Genomic DNA, 25,968 nt, shown 5'->3' with positions numbered 1-25,968 from the left:
TGTGCGGAGCAGATGGTGTCTGAAGAGCAGGTAGATTCGCTCGTCACCATGTGTTTGCCCATCGGCGCGTGTCTGCCTTCCGCGCCCCTCATGATTTTTCCCAGTTCAGTCGTCTGACGACTTCCGTCCAGCACCTTCGAGTGCATGATCGAAACCGAGTATCCCCACGATTTCGTCTGAGACAGAGACCTCACATCAGAGAACTCATCCTCACCAGCGATTCCGAGTCCTCGGTTCACCCACAGATTTTCGTTGGATCTGCGTCTGAAGATCCAGTCCAGCCAGCGGGAAAGCCGGATCCAGCAATGGGTTCGACCATCACGATCGCAGCAGCGGTCATCAGTTAAAAAATAAGGATACAAAGATTATGGCAACAGGTACCGTGAAATGGTTCAACGCGGAAAAGGGTTTCGGATTCATCCAGCCTGACGACGGTTCGGCTGACGTGTTCACTCACTTCTCCGCGATCGAAGCCTCCGGCTACCGCGAGCTCACCGAGGGTCAGAACGTCGAGTTCGATTCTGAGATGGGCTCCAAGGGCCTGCAGGCGACTCGCGTCCGCGGCCTCTGAGACTCTTTGAGAGTCTCACCTAGAGACTTCTGAGATTCACCAGCGACCCTGCGTTCACCCATTTGGTGTGAACGCAGGGTCGCTGTCATCTCCTCCCCAATTACTACCTGACGGGGGCCTAGATACCTGGCGCCAGGTTGCTGGGCCGCCGTCACCGACGTTGACAGGCACCCTTGCTCTACTTAGAGTCAGTGCCAACGGCCGTGAACCCTGACGTTGGAGGAGCGATGAAGCACTCGCGACTCACCCGCTGGATCGTCGCATTCATCCTGCTCGCCGCCGCCTGCATACTGAGTTCCCAGGCGGCGCCGTTCCATGACTTCGCCGCGTTTCTGTGGCTCTTGGCCCTCGTACTCATGATCACCGCCACGACACTCGCGGTCATTCGTGACCGTCGACGACGCCGATCTGGCTGAACACTCCGGCAGCTTCACGCACTTCGGCCCGCCCGGTTATCCTGAACTCATGCCGCCCTGCGACACTCCTCGTCTGCGCCTGCGGGAGATGACCGACGACGATCTCGACGATATGGCCGCCCTCCTCGGCGATCCGCAGGTGATGGAGTATTACCCTCACCCCAAAGACCGCACCGAGGCGGCTGCGTGGATCCGGTGGAACCGACGCAATTACGCAGAGCACGGGTTCGGGCTGTGGATCGTGGAGACGCACAAAGGTGAGTTCCTCGGCGACTGCGGCCTGACTTGGCAGACCGTCAACGGCGCACCTCACCTTGAGGTCGGTTTTCATGTGAAGCCGTCCGACCAAGGTAATGGGTTCGCCACCGAGGCGGCTCTGGCCTGCGTCGATCACGCTCGTGAGCTCGAGGTGGCTGCAACACTGACCGCCATCATCCACCGAGACAATCGACCGTCGCAGCGTGTGGCCGAGAAGCTCGGGATGCAGCGCAACCCCGAACTCCGACACAAGTCCCCGGACCACGAGGTGTTCTCCCTGGATCTGTGATCGCCTCAATTACTACCCGACGGCGGCCCAGATACCTCGCGCCAGGTTGCTGGGCCGCCCTCAGGTAGTAGCTAGTGGTTGTTGAGGAGGGCGAGGAAGTCCTCGACTCCGCTGAGCTCGATGTCGTTCCGCCGTCTGGTTTCCCACGCCGAGCGGGTCAGGCGCCAGCGCTGGATGCGTCCCGGCTCGCCTCTGCGGATGTCCCAGTCGACGCCGTTGCGCTCGTATCCCAAAGCTTCAGACACCTTGTTCGATCCGATGTTGTCGACGAACGCATCGGAACCGGCCTCACTCGCCCCGAGCCCCGCGAACGCAAGATGGAGCAGAGCACTGCGCATCTCCGTGCCGAGGCCGCGACCGCGCACATCCGTCGACAGCCAGGAGAATGACGCGAACGTCCCGCAGGAGTCGAACTTCTCCGCTATGAGGTCCTGCATCCCCACGGCCTCACCGTCGACGAGGACGGCGAAGGCCAACCGGAAATCAGAGGGAGAGAACCGCCCCCGTCCACGCCATACGCTCTGGAGCCACCTGCTCACCCGCACGTCCGGGTCGGATTCGTAGAACGACATCGGATCGTCGTAGGGGGCGGGTTCCGCGAAGACCTTGCCGTCCCGCACAAGAGGGGTGAGCGCCGCGAGCATCTCATCGGCGGCACCGACGAGCTCGAGTCGGGGAGTCTTCACCCGGATCTGCAATGGCGGGTAGCCGATCATGCAACCAACCTAGGCCAGCCGGCCCGAATCCACAATGGTTCGACGACTCCGGGTAGCGTGGGGTTCGACTCCAGGATGCCGATGACAGGTGGTGGCCCATGACCGAACCCGATTGCCCGACCCCGACGACCGTCGTCTTCGACCTCGGAAATGTGCTCATCGGCTGGGACCAGACAGGGCCTCTGGCCGATCGCATGAGCGCCGATGAATGGCATTCCTTCGCCGAGGCGGCCGACTTTCCCTCGCTCAATACCGCAGCTGATTCCGGCGTTTCGATCTCCGATATCGTCGCCCGAGCCGCCGAGGCGGACCCCCGCCACGGTGAGATCGTCGCTGGCTACTACGAGAACTTCGACAAGTCCCTGACCGGTCCGATCGACGGCATGGCCGAGATCGTCGCAGATCTCAAGACCGCCGGCGTCCGCCTGCTCGGGCTGTCGAACTGGTCGGCTGAGACCATCCACCATGCCCCTGTCGTCGCCCCGGCGATCAGCGAGCTCGAAGACATCGTCGTCTCCGGTCGAGTCGGTCTGGTCAAACCCGATCCGGCGATCTTCGAACTGGCCCGGGACCGATTCGACCTCGACCCTGCCAGGACGGTCTTCGTCGATGATCTGCCCGCCAACGTGAAGGCAGCCGAACGGCTCGGCTTCATCGGTCATGTGTTCTCAGGAGCCGCCTCGCTGCGCACGGACCTGTCCGAGCGAGGGCTGCTCGCTCAATAGGGCGCTCTCCTCGCGTCGCCCGGACTACACCCCCGAACGGGTTCCTCACCCGCTGATACTGTGAGAAATGTCCGCGCCTGGAGAGTCCACCCGCCGCCTGAACAGGAGACACGATGACGACACCTTCATTCCTCGACTCCATCGATTCCCAGCTCGACTGGCAGCGCGAGGTCTACAAAGACCTTCACCGCAATCCTGAGGTCAGCCTCGACGAGCACAAGACCGCCGATCGCATCGCGGCCGAACTCGAGGGACTCGGCCTCGAGGTCACCCGGATCTCCGCCACCGGTCTGGTCGCCGTCATCGACAACGGCACCGGACCGACCGTTCTCGCACGAGCCGATATCGATGCTCTCCCCGTCACCGAGGACACCGGCCTCGACTTCGCGTCCGAGGTCGACGGTGTCATGCACGCCTGCGGTCACGATATGCATGCCGCCGCTCTGCTCGGCGCGGTCCGGCTGCTCAAAGAGAACCAAGATGCCTGGTCAGGCACGTATATCGCACTCTTCCAACCGGCAGAGGAGAACGCGGCCGGAGCGAAGGCGATGATCGACGACGGGCTGACGGACAAGGTTCCGACCCCCGATGTGGCCCTGGCCCAGCACGTCATGCCGCTGCCGGCCGGCAAGATCTTCACCGCTGCCGGACCGGTGATGTCGGCCGGGGACTCGGTGAAGATCACGGTCTTCGGCCGCGGTGCCCACGGGTCCATGCCGCACCTGTCCGTCGACCCCGTGGTCCTCGCGGCCTCGATCGTTCTGCGCCTGCAGACCATCGTGTCCCGGGAGACCGAACCGGGTGAGTTCGCCGTCGTCACGGTCGGCGCGTCGAACGCCGGATCGAAGTCGAACATCATCCCCGACCGCGCCGAGCTGCTGCTCAACGTCCGCACCTACGACACCGCGGTGCGAGGGCGGGTGATCGCATCGATCGAGCGGATCGTCCGCGGCGAATGCGAGGCCGCCGGAACCCCGAAGGAACCGACGTTCGAGTACTTCGACCAGTTCCCGCTGACGGACAACAGTGAAGCCGTCAATGACACCATCACCGAGGCGCTCACCGAGTTCTTCGGCACCGAGGCGGTGCTCGAGGCGACCCCTGCGACCGCGTCGGAGGACTTCAGCGAACTGCCGAAGGCCTTCGGCATTCCCTACGCCTACTGGTTCGTGGGGTCCTTCGATGCAGAGAAGTACCAGGCCGCCGAGGAGGCCGGAACCGTGCTCACGGATGTTCCGGCCAATCATTCGCCGTTCTTCGCCCCCGAACTCGAGCCGACTCTCGAGATCGCGACCAAGGCGCAGGTCGTCGGCGCTTTGGCCTACCTCGGCGGCTGAGCCCTAACTGCTTCGACCGGCGACCCCGAGCAGTCTCCACGTGGCCTGTGATCGGTCGCGCGGAGACAGCAGGCTCCCTCGTCGGGTGAGTCACTCGTCGATCGTGCGCACGACGTGTGCCGGTGAGCCGACGACGACGGCGCGAGCCGGAACGTCTCTGGTCACCACAGACGCCGCGGCGACGACGGCGTCATCACCGATGGTGATGCCTGGCAGGACAGTCACGTTCGACCCGATCCAGACATTGCGTCCGATGACGATCGGAGACGGGTGCATGTCCGCACGACGGTCCGGCTCCATCCCATGGTTGAGGGTGGCGAGAACCGTGTTGTGTCCGATGAGCGTGTCATCGCCGATCGTGATCCCGCCCTGGTCCTGAAAGCTGCACCCGGAGTTGATGAAGATCCGCTGCCCTAAAGTGATGTTCTTCCCGAAGTCCGTGTGGAACGGGGGAAACATGGCCACAGTCGGATCGACCGGGCGTCCCGTCAGCTCGGCCAGCAGCGCGCGAACCTCATCGGGTTCGTGGTAGCTGCCATTGATTTCCGCCGTGATGCGCAGGGCTTCCTGGCTGGTGCGGTGCATGACCTCATGAAGAGGCGAGCCGCCCGTGATCGTCTCTCCGGCGTTGAGGGCTTTCAGCAGATCTGCTGTGTCCACGGTGTCACCTTTCCTTTACTGACAGATGAAGAGATCAGGGCCTCAGCAGGACCTTGACGGCTTCACGACTGTCCATGGCCGAATAGGCGGCCGCCGCGTCGTCGAGGCTCATCGTCTGGTCGAAGACCTTACCCGGGTCGATCTCTCGGTTCCAGATGAGTTCGATGAGGTCCGGCAGGAAGCGACGAACCGGCGCGGGCCCGCCGTGCAGATGAACCAGACCGAAGAACAGTTCTCCTCCAGGCAGTTCGACGTCGTGTGAGACACCGACATAGCCGACATGACCGCCGGGTCGGGTCGACCGGATCGCCTGCATCATCGACTCCTGTGAGCCGACTGCCTCGATGGCGCTGTGGACGCCGAGTCCGTCGGTGAGCTCTCTGATCTTCGCCACGCCCTCGTCGCCGCGTTCTTCGACGATGTGGGTGGCGCCGAATTCGCGGGCGAGGTTCTGCCTGTCGACGTGACGGCTCATGGCGATGATCGTCTCCGCTCCCATCTGCTTGGCGGCAAGGACTCCCATCAGTCCGACAGCGCCGTCGCCGATGACGGCGACCGACTTACCGGGGCCCACCTCGGCGGCATCTGCGGCGAACCACCCGGTGCCGAGCACATCGGATGCGGCCAGCAGCGACGGGATGAGATCGTCATCAGGCTGTCCCGGCGTGGCGACCAGGGTGCCGTCGGCATGGGGAATGCGAGCGAATTCGGCCTGGGTGCCGATCCCGCCGTCGACGAAGATTCCGTTGACGCAGCGGGACTGGTAGCCGGCGGTGCAGATCGGGCAGGTGTTATCGGAGATGACGAATGATCCGACGACGAAGTCACCGGGTTTGACGGTGCGCACCTCGTCGCCGACTTCCTCGACGATGCCGACGTATTCGTGGCCCATGAGCTGCTGATCCGGTGCGTCGGCACCACGGTAGGGCCACAGGTCGGATCCGCAGACGCACGCGGCCACGATCCGGATGACGGCATCAGTGGGTGCCTCGATGGTCGGATCGGGTCGTTCTTCGACCCGGACGTCGCCGGGCCCGTGCATGATCACTCCGCGCATTGTTCTCTCCTTGAGAAGTTCGGTTGTTCGCTGCTGTTCGGTTCTGGTCGTGGGGCTCAGCTTCGCGGACGATGCAGGTCCGCCTCGTCCACGTGCTCGAGCCAGGTGGTCGTCTGAGCGGGGTCCTCGGCGTTCTCGAGCATGGCGATGTGTTCCATGAATGTCTCGGGGGCGGCTCCGTGCCAGTGTTCCTCGCCTGCCGGGCAGTAGACGGTCTGCCCCGGGCGGGCCTCGATCACGTCACCGTCGCGTGTGCCGAACAGAGCGGTTCCGCTGGTCACGTGCAGAGTCTGACCCTTGGCGTGCGAATGCCATGCGGTGTGTGCGCCGGGGGCGAATCGGACCCGTGCGACGACCATGGTCTGACCATCCTCCTGCGGGGAGGCGATGGGGTCGACCCACACATCGCCGCTGAATTGCTCGGGCGGGTTCTTCGCTGTCGGGGTCGTTGGGAGAATGCGGTGGCTCATGATCGGTGTCCTCTGTTCTCAAGAAGTCGGTTCTCGGGTGGTCGTTCGGTCTCGGTCGTCGGCGCCGCCCACGAGGCGAGCAGACGCAGCTTCTGCTCCGATTCCGAGCCAGGTTCTGCTGTGTAGATGAGGAGGGCGAGGCCGTCTTCGGCGGTGATCCGCAGCTCCTCGAAGGCGAGGACGAGCTCGCCCACGACCGGATGGTTGAACCGCTTCATCCCCGTCCCGTGCGTGCGGACATCATGTTGGGCCCACAGGGTTCGGAACGTCTCGCTCTGAGTCGACAGTTCCCCGACGAGGTCCTGGATTCCGCGATTATGCGGATCCCTTCCTGCCGCGCTGCGGATGATCGCCACGCACATCTGCGCGAAGAGTTCCCAGTCCGGATAGAAGTCCTTCGATGCGGGATCGAGGAACTGGAATCGCGCCAGGTTCGGTGTCCGTCCGCCATCCCCGATGACCGGCGAGTAGAAAGCTCGGCCGAGTTCGTTGACGGCGACCATGTCCTGCATATCGTTGCGGACGAAGGCGATCGATTCCTTGATCGAATCGAGCATCCAGAACAGCGTCTCGTGCGGTGGACGTTGGGCGGTCACGGGACGTCGTCTGCGACCCGAGGTCGGAATGCCGTCGGCGGCACGGGCGAGATCAACGAGGTGGCCCCGCTCGGTGTCGTTGAGCAGCAGAGCCTCGGCGAGCGCTTCGAGGACAGCTGCGGAAGCCCCTCCGATCGCGCCCCGTTCGAGTCTTGAGTAGTACTCGACGCTCAGTCCGGCCAGGGCCGCGACCTCGCTGCGGCGCAGGCCCGGCACTCGCCTCGTGCCTTGGGTGGGAAGGCCGACTCGATCAGGGGTGATCTTCGCCCGCCGTGACATGAGGAATTCGCGTACTTCGGCCCGGTTGTCCATATTCTCCAGGCTAGACGCGTTCTCATCTGAGAGGGATACCCTGTCAGGGCACCTCTGCGCATCACTCTCGCAGCACCGAGCGTGTCTACGGCTATGGGTGGGGCATTCGGTCGCGATCGTAGGTGATCGTCGTGTACCCGTGTGGAACCGGTGTGCCGTCCTCGTCGACTCCGACGAATACGATCTTCTCGATGCTTAGGATCGTCTTCCGGGTGATCATATTGCGCACCCTCGCCTTCATCGTCAGCGACGTACGCCCGAACTGGGTAGCAATGAGTCCCATCTCGATGAGATCGCCTTCCCTCGCCGAAGCCTGGAAGTCGATCTCCGAGATCAGCTTCGTCACAACTCGATGGTTGCCGAGCTGGATGATCGCGTAGATCGCGGCCTCCTCGTCGATCCACCTCAGCAGGCTGCCGCCGAAGAGGGAGCCGTTGGCGTTGAGGTCCTCGGGCCGCACCCATTTGCGGGTATAGAAGTTCATCCCCTCCACATCGTGGCGGGCGGAGCTCTCTGTGGACTGTGCCGTCGCTGTCATGCGATCAGAGTAGCGAGGAGTTGTTTCGCCCTCGTTTCGATCACGTCACCGCTGTGCGACGTCGTCTTTCAATTGTCGAAGTCATCCTTCGCGTTCGAAATCGTCCTTCATGGTCGTGAGCGTCCGGCGAATGTTCAATCGCTGGAAGTCCGCGAAGCTCCTCCCACGTGTGACGATGTGGTCGAAGACCCAGGCCAGCCAGTCGGGCCAACCGCGACGATCGTCTGTCCACGACTCCGTCACTCGGGTCGCCCCACCGAGGTCCTCGAACTCGTATGCCCAACTCGCATTCGCCCCTTCGATGCTGGGAGTTCGGGGCCCGATCCGGCGCACGGTGAAGGCGAACCGTTTGCCGGGCACAGATTCGGTGACGACGCATTCGGTCACCCACGTCGCCGGCCCGCGACGGTTCGTACCTTCGAAGACGTCGCCTGTCTGCAGCGGACCTGCAGTCGTGCGCGTGCTTGCGCCCGTGTTCTCCGGGCTCCATCGGGCCATCTGGGTCGGATCGGCGATCTGCTCCCAGAGCCCGGCGACGTCGGCTTTGATCACCATACTGTCGCTGACCTGCATCGTTCGCGTCATCGTCGTCCCTTCTCATTGTGGTCGTGCACGCACCAGGAGCCGGCCGAGCACGTGGCCCCATTCAAACACGGGTCCTGAGCTAACCTGGGCACATGGCCGACTCCGCGACGAACGACGAGATCATCGCCTTCCGCCTCCGCGCTCATCACCTCGATGAGCGACTCAGCCGCAACTCACTCACTGAGGCCGCGGGAGCCTGCGGCATCCAGAACAGCCCACCGGGATCCGCGCTGACCGCACTCCATGCGCGGGTCGAGGACATGAGTGCGACGGCGTTGGATTCGGCCGTCGAAGAGGAGAAGTCGCTGCTGCAGAGCTGGTGCATGCGAGGGGCGCCCCATTTCTTTCCCGCTGCGGATCTCCCGGTCTTCACCACCGGGGTCGAACCGACGAGTGAGAAGGCGATGCGCCATTTCGTCCTCGGAGTCGAACAGTCGGTCGATTCGCTCGGGATCTCGCTGAGCCAGATCCTCGATCGGGTCGAGCAGGAGATCGCCGGGGTGCTCAGAGGGCGGAGGATGACGATCACCGAACTCGGCGAGGAACTCGCCGAGGTGCTCGCAACCTCCCTGACGACGAAACAGCGAAGCACCTGGGAATCTCAGGGCCCGTATGCGAAGGGCCAGAGCCTCGGTGCCGGCGTGATCCATTTCTGCATTCGGCTGCTCACTCTGCGGCAGATCCTCTGCTTCGCCCCGCGCGAGGGAAACACGGCTCCGTTCGTTCTGCTCGACGAATGGGTCGATCCGCGTGCGCTGTCCTCGACCGCATCCGACGAGGGCAAACGCGACCGGGCCAGGTCCGAACTGCTGCGGCGTTATCTGCACTGCTATGGACCGTCGACACGCGCCGACTTCGCCGCGTGGATCGGAATCCGGTCCACGGAGGCGACACCATGGTGGGACCTGATCGCCGGAGAGATCACCGAAATCGAGCGCGGGCGACGGACCTGGATGCTCGCCGAGGATGTCGATCAGCTGCATCGCGCGCAGCTTCCGCACGGCGTTCGTCTGCTTCCCCCGCACGATCCCTATACGCAGATGCGGGATCGGGAGACGATCGCGTCCAAGGACTTCCATCGGGAGATCTGGAAGACCGTGGGCGATCCAGGAGCGCTGCTGGTCGACGGCCGGGTCGCGGGGACCTGGAGGGCGCGGAAGCGGAATCGACGACTGAGCATGACGATCGCACCGTTCGGCACCGTCCCGAAGTCGGTGAAGAGCGCACTGACCGTTGAGGCGGAGACCATCGGCGCACTGCGCGAGGCAGACGCCCTCGACATCGAATTCGCGTCAGACTGAGATCACTCGGCCAGTTCGCTGATCAGTACGCGAGCGAGGGCTCCGAGTCGGAATCGCTCCGGGATCACGGTTCTGATCCCCTGTTCATGCAGCGGTGCTGCGGTGACGTCGCCGACTGCTGCCGCCACCACCGATTCGTTGAACGCCTCGATCACGGCCGGCAGCAGTCCCTGCTCCTCGGCTGCGGTGAGGAATGCTGCCGCCCCGGGTGCTGATGTGAAGGCCACGGCATCGCACCTGCGCTCCGCGACGAGTCGGACCGCGTCGACCACGGCGGCCGGATCGGGGGCCGGGCCCCACCGGTAGATGACGAGCGAGCGGACATCGGCGCCTGCTGCGGCGAAGGCCTCATCGAGTCCGTCGGCGCCGGCACCGTGATGCTGTACGGCGATGCGCTGACCATTCACGCCCTCGCCGAGGAGGACCTGCTGGATCTCTGCGCTCGTCTCGGATTCGGCGACCCAGTGAGCCCTCAGTCCGGCCGCTTGAATCGCTCCGCGTGCCTTGGGGCCGCGAGCGTATATCCGTACTCCGGCGAGCATCGAGTGCCACTCCTCGTGCAGACCCGCGGCTTCAGCCACGTCACCCCAGCCGGTGAATCCGACGCCGGTCGTGACCACGACGATGTCCGGCCGGGCCTCGATGAGTTCACGGGTGCGTGTGACGAGTTCAGGGTCATCGATGTGAGGAATGACGGAAAGGGTCGGGGCGTGCACGATCTTGGCACCGTGACGCTCGAGGGCGGAGGCGAGCTGTTCCGCGCGCCGCTGAGCTGTGAGCACGATGCGGCGTCCGACCAGCTCGTCGCCGATGTCAGTTTGGGGCTGGTTCATGCTCATATCCTGGTCGCGCAGTCTCACCGGGGCAACTTCCGGCCTTCGAGAGCAGCCTGGTGGGCGAGCATCTCATCCTTGAGCCCCTGGACGACGGCGGCGATCGCCGGTCGCCGCATCGAATCGGGTCTGAGCACCATCCAGTAGGGCAGTCGCTCGGCCACCGAATCGGGGAAGAGTCGCACGAGGTCGGGGTGCCGGTCGGCCATGAAACACGGGAGGAAGCCGATTCCGGCTCCCGTACGCGTCGCTTCGACGTGGACGAAGACGTTTGTCGAGGTCAGTGCGTCCTTCATCTCGGGAAAAAGCCGCCTCGGCGCATCGAGGTCGTCGACCTGGAGCATGGAATCGACGAAATAGACGAGCCGGTGGTCGCTGACTTCCTCCACCGAGGCGGGGGTGCCGTTGGCCGCGAGATAGTCACGCGAGGCGTAGAGACCGAGTTCGTAGTCACCGAGCTCGATCGCCTCTGCTCGGTGCACGCGCGGTTCGCCGACGACGACCTCGATATCGAGACCGGACCGCTGCTGCAGGGCCTGCCTGGTGACGGTGACGATCTCGACGCTCAGCCCGGGATACCGACGTCGCAGCTTCGCGACCGCCGGGGAGGCGACATAGGCGCTGAACCCATCCGTCGCGGTCATCCGCACCACTCCGGACACCGTCTCCGGGCCCTGGCCGGGACTCTCGAGTTCGGCGACCGCGGTCTCCATCTGTTCGGCCACCGCAACGGCTCGTTCCCCGAGGTCGGTCAGCTCCCATCCGTCATCCGAGCGAGCCAGAACGCGTCCGCCCAAGGACTTCTCCAAGGCGGCGATGCGGCGGGAGACCGTCGAGTGGGTGAGACCGAGGTTGTGTGCCGCCGTCGTGAATTTGGCGGTGCGGGAGACGGCCAGCAGCACGAGCAGATCGTTAGGAGTGGTGTCCATGCCTGCCATAGTAGGCGGGCTTACTCAACGCTGTGTGTCGGCAGCACAGCACGCGTTTCGGCACCCGTCGTCGTCCGGATCATCTTCAGCACAGCACCCTTCTGTACGCTCACCGGTGAGAACCGCAGCCGGAACCGCGCAACAGGCGTCCCCTCGCCAGGCTTCGACCCCTTCCCGAACGGCGAAGACCGCGATGGTGAGAGCTGCGACGGAATCGGCCCAGGCCCACCCGAGCAGGCTGTTGAGCAGGACTCCGATCAGCACTGCGGCGCTGAGATAGGTGCAGATGAGGGTCTGCTTGGAATCAGCGACAGCCGTAGCAGATCCCAGTTCTCGTCCCGTCCTCCGCTCGAACCAGCTGAGGAACGGCATCACCAGCAGGCTGAGTGCGGCGATGATGATGCCGACGGTCGAATGTTCGGGTTGGCGCAGGCCCACCATGGACAGAACAGCGTCCACGCTGACGTAGACCGCGAGCGCGAAGAAAGATGCTGCGATGACCCGCAGAGCGACCCGTTCCCGGCGCTGGGGTTCCGGTGCCGAGAACTGCCAGGCTACCGCTGCGGCTGAGAGGACCTCGACGATCGAATCGAGTCCGAACCCGATGAGAGCCGCCGAGGAGGCTGCTCCGCCTGCGGCAATGGCAACGAACGCTTCAATCACGTTCCATGTGATGGTGATGGCAACGATGATCCGGATCCGCTTCCGCAGAACTGCCGCTCTGTCCCTTCCCGGCGCAGTCTCGGTCATTGGCTCGGTCCAGCGTCACAGCAGCCGACCACCGTGCAATCGGAATCGACACACGGCTCGTTCTCATCGACTGCCAGAGTCGTCTCGACAAGAGCAGTGAGGGCTGTTGCCAGATGAGGGTCGGCGATCTCGTAGCGCGTCCGCCGGCCTTCAGGTTCGGCCACCACGATTCCGCATCCTCGCAGGCAGGCGAGGTGGTTCGACACATTGGTGCGCGTCAGTCCCAGATCACTTGCCAAGCGCGCAGGATAGCCAGGCTCGGAGAGCAGCGACAGCAGAATCCGTGAGCGTGTGGGATCGGCCATCGCGCGGCCTAGGCGCTGCATGGCATCGACACGGGAGGCAATAGTCAGCATATGCTGACTATACAGCCTTTGCTGACCTGTTGTCGCGGGCCGCTCACGACGGAATGAGGGCTTCTCCGGCGCCTGCCGCCCGGTCGTCAGCGCACGTGCTGCTGCGACGGCGAGCGCGTCCAGCGCAGCAGCACGACGATCAGACAGATGAGGAACACGATCCCCGAGGTGACCAGTCCGGTGACGAGGATGCCGATATCGGCAGGCAGATCCACGTCCTCGGCCGGTTTGGTCGGTGCCTTCCCCTCCGGATCGATGAGGACGGAGATCGTGTCGCCCTCATCGAAGTCGTCGTATCCGTCCTTACCGCGGTAGATCAGCGGTTCGGCGACGGGGGTGCCGTCGGTGCGTTCGAGGCTGTAGGTATGAACATAGACCTGCCGCGACCTGGGCGGATTGGAACTGTGCACGGTCTTCTGCTCGACTTTGTGATCGGCGACGACCACCTCGGTGAGTTCGCCCGCCTGAGACAAAGCAAGATCCTCGCCGAGCATCACAGTGCCGATGAGTGCAATGGCCACGAACGGTCCGGTGTACCAATACGCCGGCGTGTGTCCCATGAACCTGCGCATCGCCAGAGTGACGCCGAGGAACACGAAGCATCCGAGAATGATCGTGAACAGCAGTTGGTCCGGATACAGGTATCCGATCGTGAAGACCGCACCCGTGCCGACGAAGAAGACAGCACCGGTGATGATGATGGTCAGCGGATTCCGGCTGCCCTGGTTCCAGCGGCGCTCACTCTTCCCGCCGTCACCCCACTTGCCGCGCATCCAGTAGGCGTCCATTCAAGCCCCGTTCGTCACTGCGGCATGTTGACGAATCGGGACTTCGCGCCCTGGAACGCCACGGGGATGTCCATCGTCGGACCGGCACGGTGCTTGGCGACGATGATGTCGGCCTCACCGGCGCGTTCGTGTTCCTTGTCGTACATGTCCTCACGGTGGATGAGGAGGACCATATCCGCGTCCTGCTCGATCGAACCGGACTCACGCAGATCCGAGATCATCGGCCGCTTGTCCGTGCGCTGCTCGCTGCCTCGGTTGAGCTGAGACAGTGCGATGACCGGCACCTCGAGCTCCTTGGCCAGCAGCTTGAGCGAACGGGAGAACTCCGAGACCTCCTGCTGACGGGACTCGACGCGCTTGCCCGAGGACATCAGCTGCAGGTAGTCGACGCAGACCATCTGCAGATTGTGCTGCTGCTTGAGCCGGCGGCACTTCGCGCGGATCTCGGTCAGCGCCATGTTCGGCGAATCGTCGACGAACAGCGGCGCATTGTTGATCCGGGCCTCGGTCGCGGCCAGCGTCGTCCAGTCGTGCGGACTGAGCTCGCCGCGGCGCAGGTTCTGCAGCGGAATCTCCGACTCGGCCGAGAGCAGACGCATGACGAGTTCGTTCTTGCCCATCTCGAGCGAGAAGAACACAGCGGCCGCATCATTGTGGATCGCAGCCGAACGGATGAAGTCGAGCGCCAGAGTCGACTTGCCGACACCGGGACGCGCGGCGATGACGATCATCGTGCCCGGATGCAGACCGTTGGTGAGGTTGTCGAACTCGGTGAAACCGGTGGGCACACCCGCGGTCTGCCCATCGGTGTTGCCGTTGCGTTCGATCTCCTGGGCCACCTCGCCGAGGATGTCGGAGAGGATGACGTAATCCTCTGTCGTATGGCGTTCGGTGACCTTGTAGATCTCCGCCTGAGCGGAGTTCACGACGTCATCGGTATCGCCTTCGGCGTCGTAGCCCATCTGCACGATGCGGGTGCCGGCCTCGACGAGGCGGCGCAGCACGGCCTGTTCGCTGACGATCGCGGCATAGTAGCCGGCGTTGGCGGCGGTCGGCACCGACGAGATGAGGGTGTGCAGGTAGGCGGCACCGCCGACGCGGGCGAGGTCACCGGTCTTCGTCAGGTAGTTCGCCACCGTCACCGAGTCCGCGGGCTCACCCCTGGAGTAGAGGTCGAGGACCGCCTCGTAGATGGTTTCGTGAGCGGGCTTGTAGAAGTCGTCGCCCTTCATCGTCTCGACGCAGTCGGCGATGGCGTCCTTCGACAGAAGCATCGCACCGAGCACGCTCTGCTCGGCTTCGACGTCCTGTGGAGGGGTCCTCAGACCGTCATAGCCCTGGTCGTTGCTCACTTCAGTTCCTCTTCCTACACAGCCGCGTCGACACGCACCCGCAGATGGTGCGCTCCAACTGTACCCGGAGACCCGAGGAGGGTCCCACCGGCCCGACCACTTCCGCCGAACCGGTGCCGACCATCCTAGGACGCGGCACTGACACAGAAACTTCAGTCCCGCGTCCTCCCGGCCGTGGCCACGGAGTGCAGAATCGGCTTCGTCAGCTGCAGCCCACAACGGATGATGCCGATGCCGACGACCACTGTGAGCAGGATCGTGAGGAAGGTGACCGGCTTGAACACGAGCGCGGCTCCGGCCAGGGGCAGGACGAGCAGCAGCCCGAGCCCTCCTGCCAGCAGGGACACCCAGATCGCTGGGGCCATGACGGCCCGCACCAGTGCCCGGTGCAGCAGCTGAGGATCGGCGCCCGCGGCATAGAGGTCGGAGAAGGTGTCGGCACGGTCATAGATGTCGGCGACCTGGTTGATCACCGCGGACACGGCGATGAGCACGATCGCGATGCCCATGACGAGCAGAACCCCGGTGAACAGGTCGTGGAAGAGGTTGATATCGGAGGTGCCCATCGTTGCCGGGTCGTCCTCGGCGGCGTCGAGGCCGAGCTGCATCAGCGCCACCCCCGACCCGCAGACGGCCGCGGTGAACGAGGCCATCGCGAGTCCGGACACGCGTCGCCAGAACCGTTTGGGTTCGTCGGAGACAAGGCGAGCCGCGATGAGGCGCTCCGGGGTGGCGGCCCGCCGACCGGACAGGTGAGCGAACCAGCGGACGAGGAGCCCGCCGAGGAGGTCGACGACGATCAGCCCGAGAGCGAAGAATCCGACCACCGCGCCGAGCACGATCCCCACGCCGAGACCGCCGCTCTGGGTGAGCGCGTACACGACCGGCAGCAGGCAGATCACGAGCACCGTGACGATGATCTTGGCCACGGGGAGCTTCCGCTCCAGACTCTTCGTCCGCACGCCCAACGGAGAGACCGCGACCTTGCGCAGACCCAGCAGGGCCGAGCCCGCGCAGACCAGGGCGAGGAAGACGACCACGACGAGGATGAGCCACGCGGGCATGAGCATGTTCGCGTACCCGATGGGTTCGCCCATGAAGTGGATGAAGCTGACCGGCAGCGCCAGTCCGAGATACCCGAGCACCCCGAGGATGATGCCGGCCAGAGCCGGGATCAGCGGTTCGGCCACGGCGAGCGCAGTGATCTGGGAGCGTCGGGCCCCGAGCAGCGACATCGTCGACAGCCTTTCGTCCTGGCGACGTGCCGACAGGGTCGCCGAGGCCGATGCCAGGGTGGAGGCGGGGATGATCAGCAGAGCCGTGGCCAGGGCCGCGAGGGTCTTGTACATGATGTCGAGGCCCTCGTCCGCGGGGTCGGGGCTCGGTGGGATCTGGAAGAACATCCAGGTCCCGGCCGCCACGGTGAGGAACAGCGTGGCACACGCGAAGAACGCGGCGGCCACGAGCACAGAGCTCGCCGAGGTCAGCGATCTCCGCCCGAGGACGAGGGGAACTGCTGCGAAGGACGTGGACATCGGGTCTCCTCTCAGGCCATGGTCGCCTCGGCGGTGGCCCGGTTCTCGGGTGCCGCCTCGGCGAGGGTGCGGTTGTGGGGATCGATCTCGGTGACCCGGCGGACGAGCGGGCGGGTGACCTGCAGCCCCAGCCACACCATCGCAACCCCGGCCACGAGGACGGCGGCAACGGTTCCGATGGTGAACGGATCGCCGAGGTCGCTCACCGAAGCCATGAGCCAGGCGAGGATTCCGCCGAGGAACAGGGAGACGACGGTGACCAGCAGGATCGGCGACATCACGGCGTTGACGGTCACCCGGTGCATCATCTGCTGGGTCATTCCGGCGGCGTGGAGCTCGCGGTAGGTCGTGGCCCGGTCCAGGATGTCTGCGGCCTGGTTGATCGTGGCCGAGACGATGACGAGGACGAGGGCGATGACCAGGGTGAGGATGAGTCCTGTGAAGATATCGTCGCCGAGGTAGACGTACGGACCCATGACCGCGCGGTCCTCGGCGGAGAAGTCCTCCTGACCGCTGCGCATCATCGCTGTTCCCGCCCCGCCGACGACGGCGATGAAGGTGATCATCGCCAGCCCGGCGACCCGGCGCCAGTACTGTCCGGGAGCGTCGGCGATCATTCCCGCCGCCATCACCGAGGCGGGACCGCGGGCGATTCTGCCGGCGATGCCGGCGTGGACGCGGATGCACAGGACGCCGAGGACGCTGATGAGCAGGAGGGTGATGCCGATCGTGGCGATGCTGTACATGATCGTCACCGCCATCGGCAGCTCCATCTGGGTGGAGACATAGGTGGCGATGGCCACGATGAGGATGAGCACGATGGCCGTGATGATGCGGGCCAGGGGGAATCTCCGGGGCAGCGACCGGGTGCGCACGCCCAGCGGGGAGACCTGGATCTTGCGCAGGCCGATGAGCGAGGCGATCAGGCAGACCGCCAGGAGGCCCACGATGACCGCGGCGAGCAGCCAGACCGGCATGAGCAGTGCCTGGTAGCCCAAAGGTTCGCCGACGAACGTGATGAAACTCAGCGGCCAAGCGACCAGCAGGTAGCCGCCGATTCCGGCAAGGATGCCCAGCGAGGCGGGGATGAAGGGTTCGGCGATGGCGATGAGGCGGATCGTGCCGCGTTGCGCCCCGAGCAGGGACAGGGTCGAGAGTCGTTCGTCCTGACGGCGGGCGCTCAATTTCGCCGAGGCGACCCCGAGGCTGGTCGCGGGCACGATGAGGAAGACCGTGGCGAGGACGGCGAGGAGCTGGTACAGCTCGGCCACCTCGGCGTATCCGGAGACCTCGGGGCGATCGATGAATGCCCAGGCGCCGGCGGCCACGGTGAGGAAGATCGTCGCGCAGGAGAAGAAAGCGATCCCGACGAGCCGCGACGTCGTCGAGGTCAGGGACTGTTTGGACAGGAGGATGGGAAGGATGTTCATCACTGGGCGGCTTCCTGCATTGCCGAATCGGCGACGATGCGGCCGTCTGCGAGTCTGACGACACGGGAGCAGCGGGCGGCGACGTTCTCATCGTGGGTGACGACGACGAGAGTGGAGCCGCGGCCGACGGTGGAGCCCAACAGCTCGGTGAGAACCTCGTTCGAGGTTCGGGAGTCGAGGGCTCCGGTCGGTTCGTCGGCGAAGGTGACGACGGGCTGGGTGACCTGGGCGCGGGCGATGGCCACGCGCTGAGCCTGGCCGCCGGAGAGCTGTCCGATCCGCTTGTGTCCGTGCTCGCTCAGAGCGAGACGGTCGAGCCAGGCCCTGGCGTGCTGGGTGGCGTCGGAGCGGTTCATGCCTGCGAGCATGGCGGCGAGCGCGACGTTGTCGATGGCGGTGAGTTCGGGCAGGAGCAGTCCCTGTTGGAAGACGAAGCCGAAGACCTCGCGGCGCAGAGCGGTGCGGCCGGATTCTTTGAGGGAGGTGATCTCTGCGGCAACGCTGCGGTCGGTCGGCGAGAGTCGGATGCGGCCGCTGTCGGGACTGATGATGCCGGCCAGGCAGTGCAGGAGGGTGGTCTTACCGGAGCCGGAAGGTCCCATGATGGCCAGGGATTCGCCGAGGCCGATCGTGAGGTCGACTCCGGCGAGAGCATACGTCTGGTTGAAGTGCTTGGTGACGTTTCCGGCGGTGATGATGGCGGGGTGCTGGTGGACGGGCTGCTGCGCTGCGGCAGGATGCTGTGAAGAAGTCATGTCTCCATGTTTTCGCCCAACGGCCCTTGGCACTATGCAGTCAGCCTGTCAGCCGGTGCGGGATTTCCCAACCTCTGTTGACGGAAACCCCTGCGCGGTGGTCCGTGCCGGCTCCGGCGATGGATTCGGTCACCGCAGGGGTGACCGCCTCATTTCTTGAGGAACAGACGGATGACGGCACGCAGGGCGATCATCGTTCCGGCAAAGACGAAGAGAGCACCCAGCCCCTGGTACATCGTCAGGTCCGTCGAGATCTTGAGTCCGCCGTCCATTCCGAACAGGAGGATTGCGGCGATCACTGCCGTGCAGGCGAGGAGCACCGCCGTGAACTCGCTGAGAACTCCGCGCAGCCAGGAGCGTTCGGCGTCGGAGGTGAACAGCTGCGGTCGCACACTGAATCGGCCTGCAGCCATCTCCCTGCTCACCTGCTCGACACGTCCGGGCAGGCGTCGGGCGGTGAGCGCGGCAACGCCGGCGGCGCCGACGGATTTCGCGCTCATCCTCTCAGGTGAGATCACCGCCGCGGTGATCGCGGGCAGCTCCCGGCGGACAATGCTCAGCAGGGTCTGCTGCGGGTCGAGGCCGGTGACGGACTCCTCGATCGATGCCAGGGTGCGCAGCGCCGCTGCCAGGTCCCCGGGGACTCCGATTCCGTGGTCGCCGAGGACGGCGAGAAGCTGCCGGAACATCGCGCTGTCGATGCGTCCGTGTACACGCAGCACGGTGATGATGCGGCCGATGTCGCGCCGGAGCAGGTCGACGTCGACGTTCTCCTGTGCGTCGAAGGCCAGCAGGATCGCATCGGCGGCGGTCGCCGCATCGTCGACGACGACGGCGTGGAGGATGAGGGCCAAAGCGTTGCGGGATTCGTCGTCGAGGATGCCGATCGACCCGAAGTCGAGGAAGACGAGGTCGCCATCCTCGGTGATCATGATGTTTCCCGGGTGCAGGTCGGCGTGGAAGATCCCCGTCACGAGGATGGACCGGATGGTCGACAGGCACAGACTCCGAGCCGCAGCGCTCCGCTCCCTGTCGCCGAGGCGGGGGTATCCCTCGAGTGCCGCCTGTCCGAGGGTGCGCCCGGGAATGAAGTCGGTGACGAGGATCGACGCTCCGGAGAGCTCGTGTTGGACTGCGGGGACTCTCACCCCTTCTCGAGAGCCGAGGGAAGCGGCGGCCATGTCGAGGTTGCGGGCTTCGACCCGGTAGTCGAGCTCCTCGTCGAGGGATTCGACGAATCCGTGAGCCAACTCGCCGAGTCCCATCGCGCGGGCCCATTCGTAGCGTTTGAGCAGATGAGTCGACAGCCTGAGGAGGATGTCGCTGTCAACGCTCACCGCGGCCACGGCACGCGGCCTCCTGACCTTGATGGCCACCTCGGTGCCGGTTTCGAGCACCGCGCGGTGGACCTGTGCCAACGACGCGGCGGCCAGCGGAGTGGGGTCGACGGAGGCGAACGCTTCTTCCCAGTCGACTCCGAGCTCAGCGGCGATGACGCCTTTGACTTGCGCGAAGGGCAGCCGTTCGGCATCGGCCTGCAGGGTTCCCAGTGCGGAGGTCAGTGTCGGCGGGAGGATGTCGGTGCGGGTGGAGAGGAACTGGCCGAGTTTGACGAAGGTCGTACCTGCCGAATTGAGGAAGACGACGAGCGAGGCGGCGAACCTGGTGTCGTCGGGTTTGAGTCCCGAGGTCAACGACCGGTGCAGGCCCGAGCTCATCGCTGCTCGGATGACGGTGAATATCCGGCCGGTCCGTCGGGTCCAGCCGCGAATCCCGATCACTGCGCCGCGGGCGCCGGGCAGCGTTCCGGTGGGCATGATGACTTCGAGGACGAACAGGACGATCGTGCTCAGTGCGAGGATCGCCAGACACATGAAACCGGCGAAGATCAGCAGCTGGACCTGGTCGAGGCTCGCATAGGAGACCTCGGGAGAGAAGATGCCGTTGAGTCGGGCCACGTGCGTGATGAAGGCGCCGCCGGATGAGAAAACGAGCATTCCGACGAGGATCGATCTGAGCAGTCCGACGTCGGGGCCGAGGAGTCGGCGCGAGAGCAGACCCAAGACGGAGCCCAGGATGACGATGGAGAGCAGCGCTGCGACTGTGAGCATCGGATCCTTTCCGGTTCTGCTCGGTCATTTCAGAGTACAGCCCGCGCGTAATCCTTGACAGAGTTTCGACACAACTTCCCCTGCGATGGTCCCCTTCGACCAGGTGCTCGGGGCCGAAAGCGCTGAACCCTCAGTGGCTGAGGGCGCTTCAGCGCCTCACCCTGGCGGTCTCACCCCGGCAGGAGCACGATGACGGTGTGGATCACGAGGCCGACCAGCGCGCCGATGACGGTGCCGTTGATGCGGATGTACTGGAGGTCGCGGCCGACGTAGAGCTCGATGCGCTCGGCGGCTTCCTTCGCATCCCAGCGTTCGATGGTGTCGGAGATGACGCTGGCGATCTCAGGGCCGAAGCTTTCGGCCAGATCACCGGCGGTGGTGGCGATCCGGTCATCGATGCGGCGGGAGAATTCCGAGTCCGCCTGCAGCCGTTCGGCGAACTCGCCGATGAGCTGCCAGATGCGGGCTCGGACTTCGCCGCTTTCGTCGATGATGGCCTCGCGCAGCAGCTGTTTGAGCGAACCCCAGATCTCGAGGACGGAGTCGACGACGCCCTCCTGGCTGAGCAGGTCGTTGAAGATCTCTTCGGCCCGCTGGGACAGGGATGAGTCGGATTCGAGGTCGTCGGAGAGATCGACGAGCCACGCATCCAGCGCCTGTCGGGCCTTGTGGTATTCGTTGTCGCGGACGTCGGCGACCCAGCCGAGCACTTCGCGCTGCAGGCGGTTGGCCAGCTGTTCGTTGACGAAATCGGGGACCCAGGACGGTGCCCGATTGTGGACGATCTCATCGATGACCTGCGGATTGTCACCCAACCAGCTGTAGGCCTCCGCGACGATGAGGTCGACGAGTCTGTGGTGAGCCCCGTCGAGCACGATTTGACGCAGCAGCTGAGCGAGCACCGGTGTCTTCCTGGTGGCCACGAGCCGAGGAATGATGACGTTCCTGGTCAGCGCCTTGATAGAGTCGTCATCGATGCGCGCGAGCACATATTCGAGGCCCCCTGCGGCACGGTCGACGACGATATCTCGGTTGGCGGGTTTCGCCAGCCATTTTCCGGCACGATGGGAGATCTCGGCGGATCGGATCTTCGTCGACACCGCCTCGGCGTGGAGGAAGTTCGCGGCGACGAAGGCCGACAGACTCGCTCCGAGTGTGTCCTTCTTGCGAGGGATGATCGCGGTGTGCGGAATCGGCAGCCCGAGAGGGTGGCGGAACAGCGCGGTGACGGCGAACCAGTCGGCGATCGCGCCGATCATCGCGGCCTCCGAGGCGCGGGAGACGAACCCCCAGACGCCGGTGTTGTCGGTGAAGAGGTGGGTGGAGAGGAAGATGAGCGTGGCGAGGATGAGCAGCGAGAGCGCGAGCGTGCGCATCTTCTTCAGTCCGCGAGCGCGCTCTTGATCCTCCGGCGTGAGCTCGGCCGGCCCGCCGTTTCCGCTGCCGGCGCCGAAGCGCGGTACGGATGGTGTCTTCTCGATCGACATCGTTACCCCCTGCTCCACGACTTTAGCGAAACCCTGCCCCTCCACACGCATCCGCAGGCGGGTTCGCACCTGGGAATTCCGCGGAGAGCCCCGCCGCTCGGGCCGCCCCATCGCTCGCGAGCATCCCTCACCGTTACCTCGCGAACATCCCTCACCGTTGCTCCGGCGAGCATCACCCACCGTTACTCTTACTTCGCCGCGTTGCTCGCTATCCACCCCGTCCCTCCCATATCTCCCCAGTGCACCGGGTGGAGATGCCACGACTCATGAGGGATGAGCCTTTCGACCAGGTACTCGAGCTAGAATTCGACCATGGTCCGCCCGCTGAACGCCCGGGAACACAGCGTCGCGCTGCGCATGATCCGCTCGGCTACGCCGTCTCCCGACGAAGCAGACTCTGCCGACTTCACTCCTGAGCAGCGGCAGGGTTGGGATCCACCCGAGCCGATCTCGAACGAACAACGTCAGATCTGGGAGGGCCGCCTCGGCGAGGTGATGGTCACCAGCCATTGCGACTGTGGAACTTGTCCAAGCGTGGGAATGCGTCCGCAGGATCGCATCGACGATGAGCACCGCAACGATCAGGGCGGAGACGGGGACTGGTCGGATCGCACCGTCCTCACAGCCGGTTCACCAGGGGCGATGCTGCTGCTCTTCATTGACGACGATTATCCCAGCTATCTCGAGCTGGCGCCGATCGACGAGGATCAGAGTTTCACGGATTTCCCCGAACCGGAGACGATCTCCATCTGATCTGATCCGGTGCGGATGGATTTCCATCCCCTCGCCGAGGCGGCCCTGCCCGACCGTGGAACGTTAGGCTACGTGGATGGAACACTTCGAAAATCGAGAACGTGCAGAATCCTTCGGCGAGGTGGCCCAGGACTACGACGCCTTCCGACCGAAGTACCCTGCCGCGCTCCTCTGAGCGATCATGCAAGCGGCCGGGGCGAGCGCCGACTCCCAAACGGATTCCTCACTGCCGTCCACCGGCGATCGAACCGCGGACGCCCCGCGCATCCTCGATGTCGGTTCCGGCACCGGCATACTCGCGTCCCAGCTCCGGTCAGCAGGCGCCGAGATCCTCGCCGTCGAACCAGATGACGAAATGGCTGCGGTCGCTCGGGCCAAAGGTCTCGATGTGGAAGTCTCGACGTTCGAGAAATGGGACCCACAGGGCCGGACCTTCGATCTCGTCAGCTTCGGTCAGTCCTTCCACTGGGTCGATCCTCTGGTTGCTCTGCCGAAAGTTCGCACGGTGCTCCGCCCCGGTGGAATTCTGGCTCTGGCTTGGAACGATATCGAACCCATCAGTGAGCTGAAGACCCGGCTCGATGCGGTCATCGCTCGCTTTCATGCCGACGGCAGGACCGCGAGTCTCGGTTCGAGAGCGAGCCGGGGCACCGAAGCGAGCCAAGAGGCGAGGGCGGGCAGCAGTACAGCTGAGTCCACGCGGGAGCTCGAACCCGTCGAACATCCGGCGCTCACAAAACTGCAGGATGCCGGTTTCACCCCGAATGAGACCACGTTCGTCGAAGACCTCCATTATTCGAGGCACGACTGGCTGTCGATGGTCTTCACCTACTCGGCTCAGCTGACGATGGACCCGGTGAAGAGAGCGGTCATGCGCGAAGAGATGTCCGCCGAAATCCCCGACGACGGGCTCGATGCGCGGAACGAGGCACTTCTCGTCCTCGCTGGGGCCTGAATATGGGGCCCTCATGGTTCAAAAGCTGCGCGCTCAAGGCTGAGCAGTGCCCACCGACTGGGCCGGTCCCACGCGCCACCAGACCGACACGTAGAGTGAGAAGAGTCTGGTCACCGCTGTCCTGCACGGGGACCACGTCCCCGCTGGGACCGCCACTCCGCGGAGACGTCCGACGTTCCCGCTGGGACCACCGCGGCCCTCCCGCAGATGCAGCGATCTGACCGAACCGAGACAACCCGCATCCGAGAGTCAGGAGCAGTCGTGTCAGCGACACCCGCCGAGGCCACCATCACCGAGATCACGAATCTCATCACCTTCGACACGACGAGCCGGGACACGAACCTCCCGCTCATCGACCACGTCGAAGCCCGCCTCCAGGCCGCCGGCATCGAATCACGCCGGATCCCGAACCCGGAGGGCACGAAGGCGAACCTGCTCGCAACCATCCCCGCAGCCGACGGAACGACTACAGGAGGCATCGTCCTGTCCGGGCACACCGACGTCGTCCCCGTCGACGGCCAGGACTGGTCCTCGGACCCGTTCACCCCGGAGGTCCGCGACGGAAAGTACTTTGCCCGCGGCAGCGCCGACATGAAGTCCTTCATCGGCGTCATCCTCTCCCGCCTCGAAGCGCTCAAATCCGCGAAACTCAGCGAACCCATCCACCTCGCATTCTCCTATGACGAAGAGATCGGCTGCGTGGGCGCCATCTCCCTCGTCGAGGCCATCACCGAGGAGGGCCTGACGCCCCGCGGCTGCATCGTCGGCGAACCCTCGAGCATGCGGGCCATCCGCGGCCACAAATCGATGAACGTCTTCCGCGTCGACTTCCACGGTGTCGCCGCCCACTCCTCGCTCACCCCCGAAGGCGTCAACGCCATCGCCTATGCCTCCGAATTCGTCGCCTTCGTCCACGCCGTCGCAGCCGAATTCCGCACCGAAGGGCCCTTCGACGAGGCCTATGTCGTGCCCTTCACCTCGGTCACGGCGAACACGTTCACCGGCGGCATCGCCGTCAACACCATCCCCGCCGAGGCGACCGTCCAGTTCGAGTTCCGATCGCTCGGTTCCGTGGACCGCGAGGCTCTCGTCGAACGCTTCCGCGCCGAGGCTCAGCGTCTCGGTCGAGCGATGGCCGCCGAGAACGAGGCAGCCGGCGTCGATTTCACTATCGAAGCCGAGGCTCCCGGCTGCGAGACTCCGGCCGATGCAGACATCGTCTCGCTCGCCGCGAGCTGGGGCGCCATCGCCACCGATGACAAGGTCACCTACGGCACCGAGGCGGGTCTGTTCTCCGAAGCCGGCATCCCGACCGTCGTCTGCGGTCCCGGAGACATCGCCCAGGCTCACGCACCCGACGAGTTCATCGAACTCGAACAGATCGCCGCCTGCGAATCCTTCATCGACGCCCTCATCGCCGACCTCTCCGAGGGTTGATCGACCGGATATGAACGCCAGCTGGACCGGTCGCGTCGCTTCCACCGAGGCGGCCACCGGTCCTGCCGGTACCGCCCAGTCCGACCTGCCGGCCGTCCTCACGGTCGGGCATTCGAACCGAGAGCTGAACGAACTCATCGAACTGCTCACCGATACCGGCACCGAGGCGGTCGTCGACGTCCGGAAACTGCCCGGTTCGAACAAGTACCCCTGGTTCAACGCCGATACCCTTGAGACCGACCTCGCCGAGGCGGGGATCGAACTGCGCCGTCTCGAGGGACTGACCGGACGCCGCCCCGTCAGCCGTACCGTGCCGTTTGAGACGAATGCCTGGTGGCAGAACCGCAGCTTCCACAACTACGCCGACCACTGCCTCTCCGAAGAGTTCCACACCGACCTCGACATCCTCATCGAATGGTCGACGACCCAACGCTGCGTCCTCATGTGCTCAGAGGCGGTGTGGTGGCGCTGCCACCGTAGGATCATCGCCGACCAGCTGCTTGCCCGCGGCCTCGCGGTCTCACACATCCTCGGCGCGGGACATGTCGATGCGGCGAAGCTCAGCGAGGGTGCACGACTTGGCGACGATGGGAACCTCACCTACCCCGCCGAGGATCCTCTCGACCTCTGATCCTGATTCCGATCCACCTGTCGAATCCGACAATC

General features: G+C 64.8%; 28 protein-coding genes. 10 read left to right on the top strand and 18 right to left on the bottom strand.

Annotated elements, in window-relative coordinates:
- Window positions 1–367 precede the first annotated feature (367 nt).
- The 3 genes from ACU4IU_RS09430 to ACU4IU_RS09420 all read left to right on the top strand — a co-directional run bounded on the left by ACU4IU_RS09430 (window position 368) and on the right by ACU4IU_RS09420 (window position 1,534).
- The gene (locus ACU4IU_RS09430; protein ID WP_062240453.1) at window positions 368–571 is read left to right on the top strand and encodes a cold-shock protein; all 204 of its coding nucleotides are present in this window, start codon (window positions 368–370) and stop codon (window positions 569–571) included.
- Window positions 572–798: 227 nt separating this feature from the next.
- Window positions 799–987, top strand: a complete 189-nt coding sequence (locus tag ACU4IU_RS09425; protein ID WP_446656544.1) for a hypothetical protein — start codon at window positions 799–801, stop codon at window positions 985–987.
- Between the two features lie 49 nt (window positions 988–1,036).
- Window positions 1,037–1,534: a GNAT family N-acetyltransferase gene (locus ACU4IU_RS09420; RefSeq protein ID WP_446656543.1), complete on the top strand. Its 498-nt coding sequence runs from the start codon at window positions 1,037–1,039 to the stop codon at window positions 1,532–1,534.
- 71 nt (window positions 1,535–1,605) lie between these two features.
- Here ACU4IU_RS09420 and ACU4IU_RS09415 read toward each other — a convergent pair whose 3' ends face one another.
- The gene (locus ACU4IU_RS09415; RefSeq protein WP_139467570.1) at window positions 1,606–2,250 is read right to left on the bottom strand and encodes a GNAT family N-acetyltransferase; all 645 of its coding nucleotides are present in this window, start codon (window positions 2,248–2,250) and stop codon (window positions 1,606–1,608) included.
- A 98-nt stretch (window positions 2,251–2,348) separates the two neighbouring features.
- Here ACU4IU_RS09415 and ACU4IU_RS09410 point away from each other — a divergent pair, with 98 nt between their 5' ends.
- Complete coding sequence (locus ACU4IU_RS09410) at window positions 2,349–2,975, top strand: HAD family hydrolase (protein ID WP_446656542.1); 627 nt, start codon at window positions 2,349–2,351, stop codon at window positions 2,973–2,975.
- Between the two features lie 113 nt (window positions 2,976–3,088).
- A complete protein-coding gene (locus ACU4IU_RS09405; RefSeq protein ID WP_446656541.1) occupies window positions 3,089–4,312 on the top strand; it encodes an amidohydrolase in 1,224 nt (407 codons plus the stop codon).
- Window positions 4,313–4,402: 90 nt separating this feature from the next.
- Here the strand turns inward: ACU4IU_RS09405 and ACU4IU_RS09400 are convergent, their stop codons facing one another.
- The 6 genes from ACU4IU_RS09400 to ACU4IU_RS09375 all read right to left on the bottom strand — a co-directional run bounded on the left by ACU4IU_RS09400 (window position 4,403) and on the right by ACU4IU_RS09375 (window position 8,530).
- A complete protein-coding gene (locus ACU4IU_RS09400) occupies window positions 4,403–4,972 on the bottom strand; it encodes a DapH/DapD/GlmU-related protein (protein ID WP_446656540.1) in 570 nt (189 codons plus the stop codon).
- 34 nt (window positions 4,973–5,006) lie between these two features.
- Window positions 5,007–6,029: a zinc-dependent alcohol dehydrogenase family protein gene (locus ACU4IU_RS09395; RefSeq protein WP_446656539.1), complete on the bottom strand. Its 1,023-nt coding sequence runs from the start codon at window positions 6,027–6,029 to the stop codon at window positions 5,007–5,009.
- A gap of 56 nt (window positions 6,030–6,085) precedes the next feature.
- Window positions 6,086–6,499 carry a (R)-mandelonitrile lyase gene (locus ACU4IU_RS09390; RefSeq protein WP_446656538.1) on the bottom strand — a complete coding sequence of 138 codons (414 nt, stop codon included), beginning with the start codon at window positions 6,497–6,499 and terminating at the stop codon, window positions 6,086–6,088.
- On the bottom strand, window positions 6,496–7,407 hold the full coding sequence (locus ACU4IU_RS09385; RefSeq protein ID WP_446656537.1) for a helix-turn-helix domain-containing protein: 912 nt from the start codon (window positions 7,405–7,407) through the stop codon (window positions 6,496–6,498). The genes ACU4IU_RS09390 and ACU4IU_RS09385 overlap by 4 nt, the downstream gene beginning before the upstream one ends.
- 91 nt (window positions 7,408–7,498) lie before the next feature.
- Complete coding sequence (locus ACU4IU_RS09380) at window positions 7,499–7,891, bottom strand: acyl-CoA thioesterase (protein WP_139909931.1); 393 nt, start codon at window positions 7,889–7,891, stop codon at window positions 7,499–7,501.
- Window positions 7,892–8,026: 135 nt separating this feature from the next.
- Complete coding sequence (locus ACU4IU_RS09375) at window positions 8,027–8,530, bottom strand: SRPBCC family protein (RefSeq protein WP_446656536.1); 504 nt, start codon at window positions 8,528–8,530, stop codon at window positions 8,027–8,029.
- A gap of 92 nt (window positions 8,531–8,622) precedes the next feature.
- Here ACU4IU_RS09375 and ACU4IU_RS09370 point away from each other — a divergent pair, with 92 nt between their 5' ends.
- Complete coding sequence (locus ACU4IU_RS09370) at window positions 8,623–9,831, top strand: winged helix DNA-binding domain-containing protein (RefSeq protein WP_446656535.1); 1,209 nt, start codon at window positions 8,623–8,625, stop codon at window positions 9,829–9,831.
- A gap of 2 nt (window positions 9,832–9,833) precedes the next feature.
- Here ACU4IU_RS09370 and ACU4IU_RS09365 read toward each other — a convergent pair whose 3' ends face one another.
- The 11 genes from ACU4IU_RS09365 to ACU4IU_RS09315 all read right to left on the bottom strand — a co-directional run bounded on the left by ACU4IU_RS09365 (window position 9,834) and on the right by ACU4IU_RS09315 (window position 22,157).
- Window positions 9,834–10,664, bottom strand: a complete 831-nt coding sequence (locus ACU4IU_RS09365; RefSeq protein WP_446656534.1) for a uroporphyrinogen-III synthase — start codon at window positions 10,662–10,664, stop codon at window positions 9,834–9,836.
- Window positions 10,665–10,687: 23 nt separating this feature from the next.
- On the bottom strand, window positions 10,688–11,593 hold the full coding sequence (locus ACU4IU_RS09360; RefSeq protein ID WP_446656533.1) for a LysR family transcriptional regulator: 906 nt from the start codon (window positions 11,591–11,593) through the stop codon (window positions 10,688–10,690).
- A gap of 24 nt (window positions 11,594–11,617) precedes the next feature.
- A complete protein-coding gene (locus ACU4IU_RS09355) occupies window positions 11,618–12,343 on the bottom strand; it encodes a cation diffusion facilitator family transporter (RefSeq protein ID WP_446656532.1) in 726 nt (241 codons plus the stop codon).
- Window positions 12,340–12,699: a Cd(II)/Pb(II)-sensing metalloregulatory transcriptional regulator CmtR gene (gene cmtR, locus ACU4IU_RS09350; protein ID WP_446656531.1), complete on the bottom strand. Its 360-nt coding sequence runs from the start codon at window positions 12,697–12,699 to the stop codon at window positions 12,340–12,342. Before cmtR ends, ACU4IU_RS09355 begins: the two co-directional genes overlap by 4 nt.
- Window positions 12,700–12,785: 86 nt before the next feature.
- Window positions 12,786–13,487: a hypothetical protein gene (locus tag ACU4IU_RS09345; RefSeq protein WP_127365193.1), complete on the bottom strand. Its 702-nt coding sequence runs from the start codon at window positions 13,485–13,487 to the stop codon at window positions 12,786–12,788.
- Window positions 13,488–13,501: 14 nt separating this feature from the next.
- Window positions 13,502–14,839, bottom strand: coding sequence for a replicative DNA helicase (gene dnaB / locus ACU4IU_RS09340; protein WP_039211746.1), 1,338 nt, complete (start codon window positions 14,837–14,839; stop codon window positions 13,502–13,504).
- 152 nt (window positions 14,840–14,991) lie between these two features.
- A complete protein-coding gene (locus ACU4IU_RS09335; protein ID WP_446656530.1) occupies window positions 14,992–16,374 on the bottom strand; it encodes an FtsX-like permease family protein in 1,383 nt (460 codons plus the stop codon).
- 11 nt (window positions 16,375–16,385) lie between these two features.
- Window positions 16,386–17,804, bottom strand: coding sequence for an FtsX-like permease family protein (locus tag ACU4IU_RS09330; protein WP_446656529.1), 1,419 nt, complete (start codon window positions 17,802–17,804; stop codon window positions 16,386–16,388).
- Window positions 17,804–18,559: an ABC transporter ATP-binding protein gene (locus tag ACU4IU_RS09325; protein ID WP_446656528.1), complete on the bottom strand. Its 756-nt coding sequence runs from the start codon at window positions 18,557–18,559 to the stop codon at window positions 17,804–17,806. The genes ACU4IU_RS09330 and ACU4IU_RS09325 overlap by 1 nt, the downstream gene beginning before the upstream one ends.
- Before the next feature lie 149 nt (window positions 18,560–18,708).
- Window positions 18,709–20,670 (bottom strand): ABC1 kinase family protein, encoded by a 1,962-nt coding sequence (locus ACU4IU_RS09320; protein WP_446656527.1) that lies wholly within the window; start codon window positions 20,668–20,670, stop codon window positions 18,709–18,711.
- Window positions 20,671–20,840: 170 nt separating this feature from the next.
- The gene (locus ACU4IU_RS09315) at window positions 20,841–22,157 is read right to left on the bottom strand and encodes a DUF445 domain-containing protein (RefSeq protein ID WP_446656526.1); all 1,317 of its coding nucleotides are present in this window, start codon (window positions 22,155–22,157) and stop codon (window positions 20,841–20,843) included.
- Window positions 22,158–22,469: 312 nt separating this feature from the next.
- On the opposite strand from ACU4IU_RS09315, the gene ACU4IU_RS09310 reads away from it, so the two are divergent.
- The 4 genes from ACU4IU_RS09310 (at window position 22,470) to ACU4IU_RS09295 (ending at window position 25,933) form a co-directional block, all read left to right on the top strand.
- Entirely contained in the window at window positions 22,470–22,910 is a 441-nt protein-coding gene (locus ACU4IU_RS09310) for a hypothetical protein (protein WP_446656525.1), read from the top strand.
- Window positions 22,911–23,091: 181 nt separating this feature from the next.
- On the top strand, window positions 23,092–23,865 hold the full coding sequence (locus ACU4IU_RS09305) for a class I SAM-dependent methyltransferase (protein WP_446656524.1): 774 nt from the start codon (window positions 23,092–23,094) through the stop codon (window positions 23,863–23,865).
- 261 nt (window positions 23,866–24,126) lie between these two features.
- Window positions 24,127–25,302, top strand: coding sequence for an acetylornithine deacetylase (argE, locus tag ACU4IU_RS09300; RefSeq protein WP_446656523.1), 1,176 nt, complete (start codon window positions 24,127–24,129; stop codon window positions 25,300–25,302).
- Between the two features lie 10 nt (window positions 25,303–25,312).
- Complete coding sequence (locus ACU4IU_RS09295) at window positions 25,313–25,933, top strand: DUF488 domain-containing protein (protein ID WP_446656522.1); 621 nt, start codon at window positions 25,313–25,315, stop codon at window positions 25,931–25,933.
- Window positions 25,934–25,968: the final 35 nt, after the last annotated feature.

It is taken from the genome of Brevibacterium sp. CSND-B09 (assembly GCF_052906525.1).
The sequence above is the reverse complement of the archived record's forward strand: the minus strand, read 5'-3'. Positions and strand labels throughout refer to the sequence as shown.

What these genes read in the sequence shown, in the direction of transcription:
- ACU4IU_RS09390 (WP_446656538.1), bottom strand. Translation starts at nt 6,499, where the DNA reads ATGAGCCACCGCATTCTCCCAACGACCCCGACAGCGAAGAACCCGCCC.
- ACU4IU_RS09305 (WP_446656524.1), top strand. Translation starts at nt 23,092, where the DNA reads ATGCAAGCGGCCGGGGCGAGCGCCGACTCCCAAACGGATTCCTCACTG.
- ACU4IU_RS09355 (WP_446656532.1), bottom strand. Translation starts at nt 12,343, where the DNA reads ATGACCGAGACTGCGCCGGGAAGGGACAGAGCGGCAGTTCTGCGGAAG.
- ACU4IU_RS09330 (WP_446656529.1), bottom strand. Translation starts at nt 17,804, where the DNA reads ATGAACATCCTTCCCATCCTCCTGTCCAAACAGTCCCTGACCTCGACG.
- ACU4IU_RS09295 (WP_446656522.1), top strand. Translation starts at nt 25,313, where the DNA reads ATGAACGCCAGCTGGACCGGTCGCGTCGCTTCCACCGAGGCGGCCACC.
- ACU4IU_RS09345 (WP_127365193.1), bottom strand. Translation starts at nt 13,487, where the DNA reads ATGGACGCCTACTGGATGCGCGGCAAGTGGGGTGACGGCGGGAAGAGT.
- cmtR (WP_446656531.1), bottom strand. Translation starts at nt 12,699, where the DNA reads ATGCTGACTATTGCCTCCCGTGTCGATGCCATGCAGCGCCTAGGCCGC.
- ACU4IU_RS09380 (WP_139909931.1), bottom strand. Translation starts at nt 7,891, where the DNA reads ATGAACTTCTATACCCGCAAATGGGTGCGGCCCGAGGACCTCAACGCC.
- ACU4IU_RS09415 (WP_139467570.1), bottom strand. Translation starts at nt 2,250, where the DNA reads ATGATCGGCTACCCGCCATTGCAGATCCGGGTGAAGACTCCCCGACTC.
- ACU4IU_RS09425 (WP_446656544.1), top strand. Translation starts at nt 799, where the DNA reads ATGAAGCACTCGCGACTCACCCGCTGGATCGTCGCATTCATCCTGCTC.
- ACU4IU_RS09365 (WP_446656534.1), bottom strand. Translation starts at nt 10,664, where the DNA reads ATGAACCAGCCCCAAACTGACATCGGCGACGAGCTGGTCGGACGCCGC.
- ACU4IU_RS09395 (WP_446656539.1), bottom strand. Translation starts at nt 6,029, where the DNA reads ATGCGCGGAGTGATCATGCACGGGCCCGGCGACGTCCGGGTCGAAGAA.
- ACU4IU_RS09385 (WP_446656537.1), bottom strand. Translation starts at nt 7,407, where the DNA reads ATGGACAACCGGGCCGAAGTACGCGAATTCCTCATGTCACGGCGGGCG.
- ACU4IU_RS09370 (WP_446656535.1), top strand. Translation starts at nt 8,623, where the DNA reads ATGGCCGACTCCGCGACGAACGACGAGATCATCGCCTTCCGCCTCCGC.
- ACU4IU_RS09410 (WP_446656542.1), top strand. Translation starts at nt 2,349, where the DNA reads ATGACCGAACCCGATTGCCCGACCCCGACGACCGTCGTCTTCGACCTC.
- ACU4IU_RS09375 (WP_446656536.1), bottom strand. Translation starts at nt 8,530, where the DNA reads ATGACGCGAACGATGCAGGTCAGCGACAGTATGGTGATCAAAGCCGAC.
- ACU4IU_RS09360 (WP_446656533.1), bottom strand. Translation starts at nt 11,593, where the DNA reads ATGGACACCACTCCTAACGATCTGCTCGTGCTGCTGGCCGTCTCCCGC.
- ACU4IU_RS09430 (WP_062240453.1), top strand. Translation starts at nt 368, where the DNA reads ATGGCAACAGGTACCGTGAAATGGTTCAACGCGGAAAAGGGTTTCGGA.
- ACU4IU_RS09405 (WP_446656541.1), top strand. Translation starts at nt 3,089, where the DNA reads ATGACGACACCTTCATTCCTCGACTCCATCGATTCCCAGCTCGACTGG.
- ACU4IU_RS09420 (WP_446656543.1), top strand. Translation starts at nt 1,037, where the DNA reads ATGCCGCCCTGCGACACTCCTCGTCTGCGCCTGCGGGAGATGACCGAC.
- ACU4IU_RS09325 (WP_446656528.1), bottom strand. Translation starts at nt 18,559, where the DNA reads ATGACTTCTTCACAGCATCCTGCCGCAGCGCAGCAGCCCGTCCACCAG.
- ACU4IU_RS09310 (WP_446656525.1), top strand. Translation starts at nt 22,470, where the DNA reads ATGGTCCGCCCGCTGAACGCCCGGGAACACAGCGTCGCGCTGCGCATG.
- ACU4IU_RS09335 (WP_446656530.1), bottom strand. Translation starts at nt 16,374, where the DNA reads ATGTCCACGTCCTTCGCAGCAGTTCCCCTCGTCCTCGGGCGGAGATCG.
- ACU4IU_RS09320 (WP_446656527.1), bottom strand. Translation starts at nt 20,670, where the DNA reads ATGCTCACAGTCGCAGCGCTGCTCTCCATCGTCATCCTGGGCTCCGTC.
- ACU4IU_RS09315 (WP_446656526.1), bottom strand. Translation starts at nt 22,157, where the DNA reads ATGTCGATCGAGAAGACACCATCCGTACCGCGCTTCGGCGCCGGCAGC.